Source organism: Bradyrhizobium sp. BR 1432, assembly GCF_051547705.1.
Classification (GTDB): domain Bacteria; phylum Pseudomonadota; class Alphaproteobacteria; order Rhizobiales; family Xanthobacteraceae; genus Bradyrhizobium; species Bradyrhizobium zhanjiangense.
In genome coordinates, this window is the sequence record NZ_JBPUGF010000003.1 from 2196809 (window position 1) to 2209530 (window position 12722).

Here is a 12722-nt window from a genome sequence, read left to right on the forward strand (position 1 = left end):
TGGAGTCATCCGGACAAAGCGGCGAGCTGCGCTGTCCGGAATCCGAGACTTCGGACAGTCCCGTGTCTCGAAACTCAGACGGAGGCCGGCCCCGCGGCGAGGCCGAACTTGGCGAGCTTCTTGTAGAAGGTGGCGCGCGAGATCCGCAGCATCCTGGCGGCTTCGGAGATCTGGCCGTTGCTGGCGGCGAGCGCCTGTTCGAGCGTGTGCTTCTCGAACTCGGCCTCGGCTTCGGCATAGGGCACGACCGTTCCGGCCGGGCGTTCGGGCGGAGCTAGTCTGACCTCGGCACCGACGGGAAGGATGCGAACGAAATCCTCGCCCGTCAGCCGCCCGGAATCGCTGAGGATCAGCGCTCGCTCCAGGATGTTGCGCAGCTCGCGCACGTTGCCCGGCCAGTCATAGCGCGCGAGTGCGGCGAGCGCGCTCGGCGTGATCCGGGCGCTGACATAGTCGCCGGATGCGCTGATGTCCTCGAGCAGCCGGGCGCAGATATCGGGAAGATCATCCAGGCACCGGCGCAGCGGCGGCAAGTCGATCGAGAGCACGTTGAGGCGATAGTAAAGATCGGGGCGGAACGTGCCCTCGCTGACGCGCTTGCGCAGATCCACATTGGTCGCGGCGACCACGCGCACGTCGACCCTGGAGATCTTGTCCGAGCCGAGCGGCTCGATCTCGCGCTCCTGCAGCACGCGCAGCAGCTTGGCCTGCAATTGCAGCGGCATCTCCCCGATCTCGTCGAGGAACAGCGTGCCGCCGTCGGCAATGCGGAATTTGCCCTCGCGCCCCCTGCGGTCGGCGCCGGTATAGGCGCCCGGCGCCGTGCCGAAGAATTCCGACTCGATCAGCGTGTCGGGAATCGCCGCGACATTGACGCTGACGAACGGCTTCTCCGCCCGCGACGAGGCGTTGTGGATCGCCTGCGCCAGCATCTCCTTGCCCGTTCCGGTTTCGCCGGTGAGCAGCACCGTGACGCTCTGCCGTGCGGCGCGGCTTGCGAGCTCCTTGGCCTGTGCGATGGCCGGTGTCGTGCCGACGAAGTCGGCGAAGGTGAAGCGCGCCGCGCGGGCGTTGGACAATTGCCGCCGCGCCAACCGCAGATCGCTCTCCAGCTGGGCGACGCGGGCGAGCAGGGGTTTCAGGCTCTCGAGGTGGTCATAGAGCACGAAGCCGATCGCGCCGATCACCTTGCCGTTCTCGTCCTCGATCGGCATGCGGGTGACGACCAGTTGCTCGCCGCCGAGCTCCATGATGTCGAGCAGGATCGGCTCGCCGGTCTCGACCACCTTCCGCATCAGGCTGTTCGGAATGACCTCCTCGATGGGACGGCCGATCGCCTCAGAGGTCCGCTTGAGGCCGAGCGCTGTGAGATATTTTTCGTTGACGTAGACGACCCGCCCGCCCCGGTCGATCGCGATCGCGCCCTCGCACAGCTTTTCCAGCCGCTCGAACAGCGTCTCCATCGCGCGCGCACGAAGATAGGCGGGGTCGCTGATGGAGGAGGCGGCGGACATGACGTACCTCGCGGGAAGTCAGCCTGTGCATTACCAAAAGGCCAGTAATTTCAAAGGGGGAATTGGGTTGCTTGCCGGGTCGTCCATCCCCGGCGTCGTCCTGGACAAGCGCAGCGAAGCGGAGTGCAGATCCAGGACCCATTACCCCAAAAGGTGGCTTGGCAAAGATTCGTGGTTACCAGCTCGCGCCACAACCCCTTCCCGGGGTAATGGGTCCTGGCTTTCGCCAGGACGACATTGAGGGTGTTGCCGTCGCACCCCTACCGCCGATACCCGCTCGCTCGCGAATAGCCCTGGCGGTTCTGCTGCATCGGGCGGCTGGCCACGTTGACCCGCGCTTCGCTGGCCACCGTCGTTGCGAACTTCAGCTCCTCCAGGAAGATCGGCCGGGAGAAGTAATAGCCCTGCGCGTAGCGGATCTTGGTTGCGGCCTGGAGATAGGCGAGCTCCTCGTAGGATTTCGAGGCCCTCGGCAATCACGGTCATGCCGAGCGCTTCGCTCAAGGATTCGATCGCGCGCAGAATGCCCTGGCTGCGCGGACGCTTATGGATGTCGGTGATGAAGGAGCGGTCGATCTTGATCTCGTCGGCGGTGATGTCGGCGAGCGCCGAGAGCGAGGAATAGCCGGTACCGAAATCGTCGATCGAGATGCCGACGCCAAGCTTGCGGAACATCGGCAGGATCTCGTCCTGGAAATGATTTTTGGCGACGAAGGCGTCTTCCGTCAGCTCGATCATGAAACGCTGCGGAAAACCGGTGTCGTCCAGCGCCTGCGCGAAGCTGCGCATGAATTCGGGGTTGCCGGCCTGCTTGGCGGCGACGTTGATGCTGATGGTCGCTTCCGCGCCGAATGTCTCGTTGATCAGGTCGATCGACTTGACGATCTCGGCCAGCACGAGGTGGGTCAGCTCGTCGATCAGCCCGAGCTCGCTGGCGAGGTTGATGAACGAGCCGGGCGCCTGGATCACGCCTTCGTCGTCGCGCAGGCGCACCAGGGCCTCGATACCCTTCACCGCTTGCGTTCTGATGTCGACCTTGGATTGGAACGCGCAGCAGAAGCGCTTTTCCAGGATCGCGAGCCGCAGCGACTGCTCGACCTTCATCCGCGCCAGCGCCTCGCGCTCCATGCTGGAGTCGAAGAAGGCTGCCGACCCCTTGCCGTCGTTCTTGATGCGGTACATCGCGATATCGGCGTTCTGGCGCAGGGTCTCGAAGCTGCTGCCATGATCGGGATAGAGGCTGATGCCGACGGAGGTGGAGGCGAAGATTTCCGAATGGTCGATGAAGAACGGCGCGGTCAGCCGTTGCAGCGTCGATTGCATGAATTCGGCGACTTCCTCCTGGCTCTGGATCGGCGACAGCAGCAGCAGGAATTCGTCGCCGGAGATGCGCGAGAGCATGTCGGAATCGCGCAAGTCGCGTCCGAGCCGCTTCGACAGCTCGACCAGCAGCGCATCGCCGACGGCGTGGCCGTAATAGTCGTTGATATGCTTGAAATTGTCGACGTCGAGAAAGGCCAGCGCGAAACGCTCGCCGCGATCGCGTGCGAGCAGGCCGTTGGTGCGATGCTCGATCACGCGCCGCGAGGGCAGCCCGGTCAGCTCGTCGAAATAGGCCGAGCGGAACAGCTGGTCCTCGAAATTCTTCTGCTCGGTGATGTCGGAGGATGCCGAGATCAGGAGCTGGCGTCCGGCGAGGCGGACAGGACGATGGGTCGTGAGCAGCACCTGGCGCGCGGCGCCGTTGTGAAGGGCTTCCTCGGTGACGACCGCCTGGCCGGCGCTCAGCGCCTGTCGGCAGGCTTCGCGGCGCGGCGCGAGATCGGGCGAGGGACGGCTGCCGTCCATGCCGAGCTGGGAAGCCGCGGCATCGTTAACCAGCAAAAGCTCGCCGTGCGCGTCCTGCACGGTGAGGCCGGCCGGCAGCATTCTAACGATTTCCTTGAGAAATCCGAGCTCGGCTTCGCTCGCGCCAAAATATTCGTTGTCGTTCATAGAAGTCATGAATCTTGTTGTTTCAGCGCGCTTTTGCAATGGGCGCGATCTAGCGCGGTTCCCTCTTAAGTTTGGTTAAGGGGTCCGAAGAAATACGGGGGTGTTTTGGACGAAACTCGCGACGATCCGACGCGTGACGTCGATCGTCATTAACAGAGGGTCAATGAGCCCCGCCAAACTGCGAGCGGAGCGCGCGGCTCTCTTTCGCTTGTATCGAACTTCATCGCGCGATGAGTTTCGGTTGAAACGGTGCAAGCCGTAGTCGACACCTCTCCCGTAGGGAGACAGGGCAATCGCATTTGAAAGCGACTTCCCTGCGGCCATCCTTCGAGACGCCCGCTTGAGGCGGCTCCTCAGGATGAGGGCGGAGTGTGCGGCAGCAAATCTTAGCCTCATCCTGAGGAGACCGCCACCGGGTCCGCGCAAAGCGCGGCCCGATGACAGGCTCCGCGGTCGTCTCGAAGGACGAGGCGCGCGCTCAGGCCGCCCCAAAGGCCATATGCGATTGCCCGGCGTAGGGAGAGGTGACCGATCGACCGAACTTTGCTGTCCGTCAGCCGCCCTTGGGGATACGGCATTGCATGATGCAATGGAGGCCCGTCTTCAAGAATGAGAGCTCGGTCTTGCCGTCGAAGGCGGTTAGCGCCGACTTCAGCAATTTGGTGCCGAAGCCCGGCGCCGACACCTCGCCGATGCTTGGTCCCTCGGTCTCGTCCCAAGTGATGGTCAGGCGATCGCCGCTGACGGTCCATGACACCTGCAACAATCCGCGCGGCGCCGAGAACGCGCCATATTTGCCCGCGTTGGTGGCGAGCTCGTGAAACATCAGTGACAGCGTGACCGCGAGCTTCGGCGGCAGGAACAGCCGGTCGCCATTGAGCGTGAAGCGGACGTGGCCGTAAGGCCCGAGCTCCGCGATCAGGAGATCGCGGATGTCGCAGCCCGCCTTGTCGATCCGCGAGATCAAATCGTCGGTCGTGGCCAGCGACCGCAGCCTCGGATCGATGCGGGCCCAGACCTGCGGCTGGTCGTGCAGCACCTGGTGCAGCACGGCGTGCACCGTCGACAGCTTGTTTTTCAGCCGGTGTTGGAGCTCATCGACCAGCAGCTTGCGATAGTCTTCTTCCTCGATCAGGCGCTTGGAAATCCGGCGCTGCTCGATCAGCAGCGAGCGATAATGCTCGACACCCCAGATGGTCAGTGCGCTCACGGCCCAGTAAAGCGCCAGCAGGGCAAATCGCGCGTGATCGGCAAAGGCATCGCTGAAATTGACGACGACGCCGAGCACGCCGCCGACGAGTGCCGTCACGACGCCGATCCGGAAGCCGCCGAACGCGGCGGCAAAGAACACGGCCGGGAAATACGGGGTGAAGTAGACGTCGGGCCGGACCTGCGCGAGACCCCAGCGCGCCGCCGTCGCAATCAGCAAGCAGGCGGCCGCGAAGGCGATGCTCAGACCGAGCGATGGCGGTGCCACGCCCTGCCAGCCTTTGCGGAACTCGTCGATCAGCTTTCCCATGCCCCGCCCGGTCGCGATGCCCGTTCGAAAGTCGAGCCATGGTTGCGAATGTTACGCATGTCGGACGCGCAAGCAAAGCTTGCCTTGCCGCGGGCCGGCGGGAATAGTGACCGTCGCGGCGCCGTCATCTGTCAGTGTCCGCCATCTGAAAATCAAATCATTCAAAAACGGGAACAATCCATGGGCAGGCTAGACGGCAAGGTTGCGGTCATCACCGGCGCGACGAGCGGGATCGGATTGCGTACCGCGGAAGTCTTCGTTGCCGAAGGTGCCAAAATTGTGATCGCGGGTCGGCGCGTGCCGGAAGGCGAGGCGTTGGCGAAGCAGCTCGGGGCGACTTGCATCTTCCGCCAGACCGACGTCACGGTCGAAGCGCAGTTGCAGGCGCTGATCGCGCTCGCGGTCGACAGATTCGGCCGGATCGACTGTCTGTTCAATAATGCGGGCGGCCCGGCGCAGACCGGCGGCATCGAGGGCCTCGAGGCCGAGCGGTTCGATGCGGCGATGGCGACGCTGGTGCGCAGCGTCATGCTCGGCATGAAGCACGCCGCGCCCCACATGAAGAAGCAGGGTTTTGGCAGCATCATCAACAATGGCAGCATCGCCGGCCGTCTCGCCGGGTTCTCGTCCTCGACGGTCTATAGCGCGGCCAAGGCGGCGGTGATCCATCTCACCAAATGCGTAGCGATGGAGCTCGGCGAGTCCAATGTGCGCGTCAACTCGATCTCGCCCGGCGCGATCGCAACCGGCATCTTCGGCAAGGCGCTGGGGCTGTCGACCGACGCGGCCGAGAAGACGCCGGCGGTGATGCGCGAGGTCTACAAGACCGCGCAGCCGATCCCGCGCGCCGGTCTCCCTGATGACATCGCCCATGCCGCGGTGTTCCTGGCGAGCGACGAATCCAGCTTCATCAACGGCCACGACCTCGTCATCGACGGTGCCATGACCGGCGGCCGCAACTGGAGCCAGCAGCAGCAGGGTTATGTGGCCTTGCGCAAAGCGTTCGATCAGGGGGCGTAGGAGCCACGGGCGCCGAAGCCGTAGGGTGGGCAAAGGCGCGCCCTTCGCGCGCCGTGCCCACCGTCGGTGTTCAAACCGGGAGAGACATGGTGGGCACGGCGCTCCGCGCCTTTGCCCACCCTACGAAAGCAGGTTTCCGTCATTGCGAGGAGCCCTTGCGACGAAGCAATCCAGAATCCCTCCATGGAAAGATTCTGGATTGCTTCGCGGAGCCTGTCATCGGGCCGCGCTTCGCGCGGACCCGTTGGCTCGCAATGACGGCGGTGGCGCTAAACCGCCGTCACCCGCACCCGCAAACCATCCCGCGGTTTCGGGATCGGCCACATCTGCCAGTCCGGCTTGTAGCCCGGCTCCAGCGATACCTCGATGTTCTGCAGGAAATGCCGCGCGAAGCATTTCGCCTGCATATAGGCGAAATGCAGGCCGAGGCACATATGCGCGCCGCCGCCGAACGGCACAAAGGCGAAGCGGTGGCGGCCACGCTGCGCCTCCTCGGTGAAGCGCATTGGATCAAACTGGTCCGGCTCCGGCCAGATGTCCTTCATGTGATGGGTGTAGAGCGGATTGACGCCGACGGCGGTGCCGGCCGGAATCGTAAACCCCTTGAAAGTGAAATCGCGCATCGCGCGGCGCGGCATCGAGGGGACCGGCGGCTTGATCCGCAGCGCCTCCTTGAACGCCATCTCCGTCAGCGGCATCTTCTCGAGATCGTCGAAGCTGCTCGGTGCATCCGGGGCAAGGCCGAGCGCGAGGACCTCTGCCCGTAGTCTGTCCTGCCAGTCCGGATTGGCGGCGAGCTCGCCGATGAAGGAGGTCAGCGACGAGGTCAGTGTATCGTGCGCCGCCATCATCAAAAAGCTCATATGGTCGATGATATCCTGCTCCGAGAGCAGCGCGCCGTCCTCGTGGGTGGCGCGGCAGAGCTGCGAGAACAGGTCATCGCCGCCGTGATTGCCGCGTCGCAGCGGAATCTGCTGGCGGAAATAGGCGACGATGCGCTTGCGTCCCTTCACCCCTCGCGCCATCTGGGTGCCGGGCAGGGGGCGGCGGACCGGGGCGACGGCGGCCGCGACCATGTCGACGAAGGCACGGTCGATCTCGTCGACCTCGGGGCCGATGTCGGCGCCAAGGAACGAGGCCGCAGCGAGATCGAGCGTGAGCTGCTTCATCGCCGGATAAAGCTGCATCTCGCCGGGTTTGGCCTTCCACTGCGCCACGCGCGCGGAAATGCCGCGATCGAGATCGCTGAGATATGACTTCATCGGCCCGGCCTTGAACGCGACCGACAGCGCCTTGCGATGCAGGCGGTGCTCGTCGAAATCGAGCAGCATCAAGCCGCGCGGAAACAACAGGCCGAGCACCTTGTTCCAGCCATGCGTCGACGAGAACAGTTTCTGCTGGTCGAACAGCACGAGCTCGTTGGCCTCGGGCCCGAGCAGCACGACATTGGTCTCGCCGAAAATGTGCGTGCGGTAGACCGGGCCGTATTTGGCGCCGTTCGCCTCGATGTGCCCCTTGGGGTCGGCGAGCACCTGCAGGGTCTTGCCGATGATCGGCCAGCCTTCGTCGCCGGGGATGTGGGTCAGCTCATTGCGTCTCGGCGGGGTGAAGCCAAGCGCAGGGGCGGCCACATTCTGCATCGACATGACGATTGCTCCGGTTGGCAAGCTCCGCGAGCATAGCACGATCCGGTCGCGATGAGCGGGGGTCGTCTTGCGCACAAAATCGCGACACGTACCATCGTCGTCCCGGCCTAGTGCGCAATTGCGCACGGGGGCCGGGACCCATAACCCCAGGAAGTAGTTTGTTGCGAGCTGGCAATTACCAATCTTCGCCAAACACAATTCGGTGGTTATGGGTCCCGGCTTTCGCCGGGACGACGAGTAGAGATGGCTGCAGCCTACCGCTTCGCCGCTTCCTTCTGCAAATCCGGGGCGTTGACGGCGGGGATGGCGACGCGGCCGGGGCCGGTCACCTTCAGCGCCTCGGCGGCCTTCTCGTTCTCCATGATCTTGGCCATCACGGCCTGGCCCGCACGCTCGAAGATCGCGCGGTTCTCGATCACGAATTTTTGCGACTTGCGAAGACCGTCGATGTAGCCGTTGATCTCCGGGACGACGTAGCGCGCTACCATGTCCCAGCTGCGGCGGGTGTTTTCCGGATCGGCCCAGTCGTGCACGAAGCCGATGATGGCGCCGACCCCGCCGGACACCTGCATCACGTTCTTGATGGTTTTGACGAGATCGTCGGGCGTGCCGATGGTGGAGGCTGCGCCCTCGACGAAGGCGGTCTTGTCCACGGCTTCGTCGGGCGAGGAGAACGCGGTGAGACCCGGCCGCTGCAGCGTGCCGACATTATATTCGTTGTGCCAGCGCATCAGCCCGGCGCCCGCTTCGCGGCGCGCCTGCTCGCGGGTTTCGGCGATATGCCAGGTCAGGAGCACGCGCCAGTCGGCGCGGCTCACCGTGGTGCCGTGCTTTTTCGCCGCGTCCTCGGCGAACTGCCATTGCTGTTGCAGCGACATCAGCCCCTGCGTCGTCATCGAGCCCAGCGAGATGATGCCGATGCCGTATTTGCCGGCCAGCGTCATGCCGGACGGAGAGATCTGCGAGGCCACCACGAACGGCATCTCCTCCTGCAGCGGCAGGATCTGCAGTGCGGCGTCGTTCATGGTGAACCAGTCGCTCTTCGCGGTGACGCGCTCGCCGTTGAAGAGGCGGCGGATCACGCCGATCGCCTCGTCCTGGCGGTCGCGCTGCGTCATCGGGTCGATGCCGAGCGTGTGCGCGTCGGAGGCGAGCGCGCCGGGACCGGAGCCGAAGATGGCGCGGCCGCCGGTCATGTGATCGAGCTGCACCATGCGCTGGGCGACGTTGAAGGGGTGGTGGTAGGGCAGCGACACCACGCCGGTGCCGAGCTTGATCCGCTTGGTGCGCTCGCCGGCCGCGGCCAGGAACATCTCGGGCGATGCGATCATCTCCCAGCCGGAAGAGTGATGCTCGCCGCACCAGAACTCGTCATAACCGAGGTTATCGAGCTGCTCGACCAGGTCGAGATCGCGCCGGAACTGGAGCATCGGATGCTCCCCGATCGGGTGATGCGGGGCAAGAAAGGCTCCGAATTTCAGGCGCGCCATGGCGTTCTCTCCGGCTTTGATTTTCTGGTTGTTGAAGCGGCAAGGCTACGTGCTCGCGGAAGCGAACGCAATCGCACGATGTCCCGCGCGGCGGAATGCAGGCATGCGCGGAGGCGCGATGAGATGTCTCGTCTCCCTCTCCCCGTTCTTACGGGGAGAGGGCGGGGTGAGGGACTGCTTCCGCAAATTCAGTGGCAGTGCGACTCGCGGAAGCTCCCCTCACCCGGAATTCAAACTGCGTTTGAATTCCGGCCTCTCCCCGCACGCGGTAGGGCTATCGCATATGCATTTCGCGGGGACCACCCGCGAGTTTGCTCGGCCTCTCCCGCTTGCGGGAGAGGCCGACGCGTCCCGGGCGATGCGAAGCATCGTCCCGAGCGCGGCGGGTGAGGGCTCTCACCGCACTGGGATCGCCTCCGCAATTCTCGACAATCCCGACGCGGAGGCACCCCCACCCCAGCCCTCCCCCGCAAGCGGGAGAGGGAGCCCACTGCCGATGCCGAAGCATTATTCACGCCATATGCGATAGCCCTACCGCACGCGGGGAGAGGCGAAGCAATCGCGGAAGCGCGGGAATCCTACCTCGCAGGTAATCGCGACACCACGCGCGATCTGAAATGATCGGGCAACGATAGTCCGGGGTCATGCGCCGATGCATCAGATCGTCACACAACAACTCGATTCCTCGCGCCGCTGGTGGGTGCTGGCCATCGTCGTCGCCGCGCAGTTCATGTTCGGCGTCGACGCCTTCGTGGTCAACGTCGCCATTCCCACCATCGCGGTCGATCTGAAAGCGTCGCCGGCGCAGATCGAATCCGTCATTGCGATCTACCTGATCGCCTATGCCACGCTGGTGGTCACCGGCGGCCGGCTCGGCGACATCCACGGCACGAAGAGCGTCTTCCTCGCCGGCGTGCTGGGTTTCACGCTGACCTCGCTGTGGTGTGGGCTTGCGCAATCCGGCGCGGAGCTGATCATCGCCCGGCTGGCGCAGGGCGCGACCGCGGCGCTGATGGTGCCGCAGGTGCTGGCGACGCTGCATCTGTTGTTCACCGACGAGACGCGCAGCCGCGCCTTCGCCATCTACGGCATCGTGCTCGGGCTTGCCGGCGCCGCGGGCTTCCTGCTCGGCGGTCTGCTGGTCACGCTCGATCTCGCCGGCACCGGCTGGCGCGCGGTGTTCTTCGTCAACGTCCCCAGCGGCCTCGCCATCGCCACTGCCGCCTGGCGCATCATGCCGTCGGTGCTGCGGCGATCAGGTACAAAGCTCGATATCAAGGGCAGCGTGGTGCTGTTCGCAGGCTTGTTGTGCCTGATCGGCCCGCTGCTGTTCGGTCATGATGCCGGCTGGGCGCCGTGGTTGTGGGCGGTGATGGCAATCGGCGGCGCGATCCTCGCCGCGTTCCTGAAGCTGGAGCACGCGGTCGCGCGTGACGGCGGCATGCCGCTGGTCGATCTCACGCTGCTGTCGGACGCCGCCTTCCTGCGCGGCCTCGGCGCGGCGTTCTTCTTTTTCGTCGCCAACCTCTCGTTCTATCTGGTGATGACGCTGTACATGCAGCGCGGCCTGAAGATCCCGCCGCTCTCGGCCGGCATGGCCTTCATCCCGCTCGCGCTCGCCTTCGTCGTGGCCTCGCGCCACAGCGGCGCGCGGGCGCGACATCGCGGCACCAAGGTGTTGCTCGAGGGCTGCGCGCTCCAGATCGCAGGTCTTGCCGCGCTCGCGCTCGTCGCGTTCTATGTCGATGCACCGACGCCGCTTGCGCTTGCGCTTACGATGATCGTCTTCGGCTACGGTCAGGGATTGGTGATGGCGCCGTTGTCGGGCGCGGTGCTCGCGAGCGTAAAACCTGTCGCAGCAGGCTCGGCCTCCGGCATGTACGGCACCACGGCGCAGATCGGAAATGCGGCCGGAGTGGCCGCAATCGGCGCGGTGTTCTTCGCCGTCGAATCGTTGCAATCAGCGCGCGCAGGATTTCTCGTCTCGCTTGCGCTGTTTGTGACATTAATCATGATCTGCGCCGCATTTCTGGCCTGGATGCGCCGCGCCTCTGCACCAAGTTGAGGCATAGCGGTTAATACATGCGGATTCCGCGGGAAATCCCGGCGATTTTCGTGGGATTGACAGCGCACAGACTTTTTATTTTGCAACGCAGCAACTATCTGGTTTGGCTGAACGTTGGAAGTTGCCCACCAGGAAGTTGCCGTGTCACTAGCCCGAAATGTCGATCTGTTGAGACGTCTGCCAAAGCTGGACGGTCTGCGCTTTGCCGAGCTCGGCCGCAGCGCGGATTCATCCAGCCCGTTGCAAGAGGTCACGGGCTTCGGTGACAATCCCGGCGCGTTGCGCATGCTCGCCTTCGTGCCGGCGCAGCTGCAGAAGCCGCGCGCGCTCGTCGTCGTGCTGCATGGCTGCGGCCAGACCGCTTCCGGCTACGATCTCGGCGCCGGTTGGTCGACGCTGGCGAAGCATTACGGCTTCGCGCTGCTGATGCCCGAGCAGCAGCGCATCAACAACGGCAACACCTGTTTCAACTGGTTCAATCCGGAGGACACCGCACGGGACAGCGGCGAGGCGCGTTCGATCCGCGAGATGATCACGCACATGGTCGAAGCGCACCGCATCGATCAGAGGCGCATCTTCATCACAGGCCTGTCCGCCGGCGGCGGCATGACATCGGTGATGCTCGCGACCTATCCGGAAGTTTTCGCAGCCGGCGCGGTGATCGCGGGCTTGCCCTATGGCATCGCCTCGAATCTGCGCGAGGCGCTGGACGGCATGTTCCATTCACCCGCGCGTCCCGCGCGTGAGCTCGGCGATCTCGTGCGCAACGCCACCCACCATCGTGGCCCCTGGCCGAAGGTGTCGGTGTGGCACGGCAGCGCCGACCGCACCGTCAATCCCGGCAACGCCAACGAGATCGTCAAGCAATGGCTCGATCTGCATGATCTGCCTGAGGTGCCGATGGCCGAGACCAATGTCGACGGCTATCCGCGCCAGGCTTGGTGGAACCAGGACGGCGAGACCCTGGTCGAATCCTACGCCATCACCGACATGGCGCACGGCACGCCGCTCGGTCTCGCCGACAACGACCAGCGTTACGGCATGGAAGGCGCGTTCCTGATCGAGGCCGGCATCTCCTCGTCCTACCACATCGCAAAATTCTTCGGCCTCACCGGCTGGATTGCGGAGACAGCGCCAAAGGCGGAGGCAAAGCCTGCAACGCCGAAGCCGGCGCTGACGCCCGCGCCGCATCTCGCCCGCTCGATCCGCGTAGCGGTCGCCGCACAGCCGGCCGAGCCGAAGCGCGAGCGGACACGCAGCTTCGATCTCGGCCAGATCATCACGCGCGCGCTGACCGCGGCGGGGTTGATGAAGTAATTCTATGTCGTCCCGGCGAAGGCCGGGACCCATACCGCGGAATCTATCAATGACGCTCGGTATGAGTTCCCGAACGACGAGTCTTCGCCAAACTCCCTCTCCGGAGTATGGGTCCCGGCCTTCGCCGGGACGACAGCGGAATTTGTGGCTTAGCTT

The 12722-nt window shown here is 64.6% G+C and carries 7 protein-coding genes and 1 pseudogene; 3 read left to right on the forward strand and 5 right to left on the reverse strand.

The window, feature by feature from the left end; genetic code table 11:
• Positions 1–74 precede the first annotated feature (74 nt).
• The 3 genes and pseudogenes from ACSKB8_RS10480 to ACSKB8_RS10490 form a co-directional block, all read right to left on the reverse strand.
• Positions 75–1514, reverse strand: coding sequence for a sigma-54 interaction domain-containing protein (locus ACSKB8_RS10480; RefSeq protein ID WP_438103930.1), 1440 nt, complete (start codon positions 1512–1514; stop codon positions 75–77).
• A gap of 260 nt (positions 1515–1774) precedes the next feature.
• A pseudogene (locus ACSKB8_RS10485) lies at positions 1775–3509 on the reverse strand (putative bifunctional diguanylate cyclase/phosphodiesterase).
• 553 nt (positions 3510–4062) lie between these two features.
• Positions 4063–5028 carry a sensor histidine kinase gene (locus ACSKB8_RS10490; RefSeq protein WP_438103932.1) on the reverse strand — a complete coding sequence of 322 codons (966 nt, stop codon included), beginning with the start codon at positions 5026–5028 and terminating at the stop codon, positions 4063–4065.
• A 180-nt stretch (positions 5029–5208) separates the two neighbouring features.
• Here ACSKB8_RS10490 and ACSKB8_RS10495 point away from each other — a divergent pair, with 180 nt between their 5' ends.
• Complete coding sequence (locus ACSKB8_RS10495) at positions 5209–6048, forward strand: SDR family NAD(P)-dependent oxidoreductase (protein WP_438103934.1); 840 nt, start codon at positions 5209–5211, stop codon at positions 6046–6048.
• A gap of 269 nt (positions 6049–6317) precedes the next feature.
• Here the strand turns inward: ACSKB8_RS10495 and ACSKB8_RS10500 are convergent, their stop codons facing one another.
• Both ACSKB8_RS10500 and ACSKB8_RS10505 read right to left on the reverse strand, forming a co-directional pair.
• A complete protein-coding gene (locus ACSKB8_RS10500) occupies positions 6318–7694 on the reverse strand; it encodes a cytochrome P450 (RefSeq protein ID WP_438103936.1) in 1377 nt (458 codons plus the stop codon).
• A gap of 254 nt (positions 7695–7948) precedes the next feature.
• Positions 7949–9184 carry an LLM class flavin-dependent oxidoreductase gene (locus tag ACSKB8_RS10505; RefSeq protein ID WP_438103937.1) on the reverse strand — a complete coding sequence of 412 codons (1236 nt, stop codon included), beginning with the start codon at positions 9182–9184 and terminating at the stop codon, positions 7949–7951.
• Between the two features lie 652 nt (positions 9185–9836).
• Between ACSKB8_RS10505 and ACSKB8_RS10510 the strand changes: the two genes are divergently transcribed.
• Both ACSKB8_RS10510 and ACSKB8_RS10515 read left to right on the forward strand, forming a co-directional pair.
• Positions 9837–11249, forward strand: a complete 1413-nt coding sequence (locus ACSKB8_RS10510; protein ID WP_438103939.1) for an MFS transporter — start codon at positions 9837–9839, stop codon at positions 11247–11249.
• A 141-nt stretch (positions 11250–11390) separates the two neighbouring features.
• Positions 11391–12566 carry an extracellular catalytic domain type 1 short-chain-length polyhydroxyalkanoate depolymerase gene (locus ACSKB8_RS10515; RefSeq protein WP_438103941.1) on the forward strand — a complete coding sequence of 392 codons (1176 nt, stop codon included), beginning with the start codon at positions 11391–11393 and terminating at the stop codon, positions 12564–12566.
• Positions 12567–12722 lie beyond the last annotated feature (156 nt).

Excerpts from the sequence above, each read along its gene's own strand:
- ACSKB8_RS10480 (WP_438103930.1), bottom strand. The coding sequence starts at position 1,514 with ATGTCCGCCGCCTCCTCCATCAGCGACCCCGCCTATCTTCGTGCGCGC.
- ACSKB8_RS10490 (WP_438103932.1), bottom strand. The coding sequence starts at position 5,028 with ATGGGAAAGCTGATCGACGAGTTCCGCAAAGGCTGGCAGGGCGTGGCA.
- ACSKB8_RS10495 (WP_438103934.1), top strand. The coding sequence starts at position 5,209 with ATGGGCAGGCTAGACGGCAAGGTTGCGGTCATCACCGGCGCGACGAGC.
- ACSKB8_RS10500 (WP_438103936.1), bottom strand. The coding sequence starts at position 7,694 with ATGTCGATGCAGAATGTGGCCGCCCCTGCGCTTGGCTTCACCCCGCCG.
- ACSKB8_RS10505 (WP_438103937.1), bottom strand. The coding sequence starts at position 9,184 with ATGGCGCGCCTGAAATTCGGAGCCTTTCTTGCCCCGCATCACCCGATC.
- ACSKB8_RS10510 (WP_438103939.1), top strand. The coding sequence starts at position 9,837 with ATGCATCAGATCGTCACACAACAACTCGATTCCTCGCGCCGCTGGTGG.